At 47.9% G+C, this 1,224-nt stretch carries 1 protein-coding gene; it reads right to left on the reverse strand.

Going from position 1 to position 1,224, the window contains the following annotated elements; translation table 11 throughout:
* Nucleotides 1-39: 39 nt before the first annotated feature.
* Nucleotides 40-1,224 carry an elongation factor Tu gene (gene tuf, locus WH43_RS13645; protein WP_046520297.1) on the reverse strand — a complete coding sequence of 395 codons (1,185 nt, stop codon included), beginning with the start codon at nt 1,222-1,224 and terminating at the stop codon, nt 40-42.

A 1,224-nucleotide genomic window follows, 5' to 3' on the forward strand; every position in this document is an offset into this window, starting at 1 on the left:
AAAAAAGGCCCCGAAGGGCCTTTTTCAAAGTTCTGACAATTAAGCCAGTACTTTAGATACTACACCAGCACCTACTGTGCGGCCACCTTCACGGATTGCGAAGCGTAAACCTTCGTCCATCGCGATTGGGTTAATCAGCTCTACAACAAACTTCAGGTTGTCGCCTGGCATTACCATCTCTACGCCTTCTGGCAGTTCTACTGAACCAGTCACGTCTGTCGTACGGAAGTAGAACTGTGGACGGTAACCTTTGAAGAATGGAGTATGACGACCACCTTCTTCTTTTGATAACACGTACACTTCACCTTCGAACTTGGTGTGTGGCTTGATTGAACCTGGCTTCGCTAATACTTGACCACGTTCTACGTCTTCACGTTTAGTACCACGTAACAGAGCACCAATGTTCTCGCCTGCACGACCTTCGTCTAACAGTTTACGGAACATTTCAACACCAGTACAAGTAGTCGTCACTGTGTCTTTCAGACCAACGATTTCTACTGCTTCACCAACTTTGATGATACCTTGCTCTACACGGCCTGTTACTACAGTACCACGACCAGCAATTGAGAATACGTCTTCGATTGGCATGATGAATGGCTTATCAATCGCACGTACTGGCTCTGGGATGTAAGAATCTAAAGCTGCTGCTAATTCCAGGATTTTTGGTTCCCACGTTGCATCGCCTTCCAGACCTTTTAACGCTGAACCACGGATTACCGGCAGGTCATCACCTGGGAAATCGTAGTCTGACAGAAGTTCACGAACTTCCATCTCCACCAGCTCTAACAGCTCTTCGTCGTCAACCATGTCACATTTGTTCATGAATACAACGATGAAAGGTACACCTACCTGACGAGATAACAGGATGTGCTCACGAGTCTGTGGCATTGGGCCGTCAGTTGCAGCAACAACCAGGATTGCGCCGTCCATCTGTGCAGCACCAGTGATCATGTTCTTCACATAGTCAGCGTGGCCTGGGCAGTCTACGTGAGCGTAGTGACGAGTTGGTGTGTCGTATTCAACGTGAGATGTGTTGATCGTGATACCACGAGCTTTCTCTTCTGGCGCTTTGTCGATTTGATCGAAAGCGAACGCCTGACCACCGTAGTGCTTAGCCAGTACGTTAGTGATAGCAGCAGTTAAAGTAGTTTTACCGTGGTCTACGTGACCGATGGTGCCCACGTTAACGTGCGGTTTATTACGTTCGAATTTAGCCTTAGCCAT

Origin of the sequence: Rheinheimera sp. KL1 (assembly GCF_001275035.1) — a bacterium.
Taxonomy (GTDB): domain Bacteria; phylum Pseudomonadota; class Gammaproteobacteria; order Enterobacterales; family Alteromonadaceae; genus Pararheinheimera; species Pararheinheimera tangshanensis.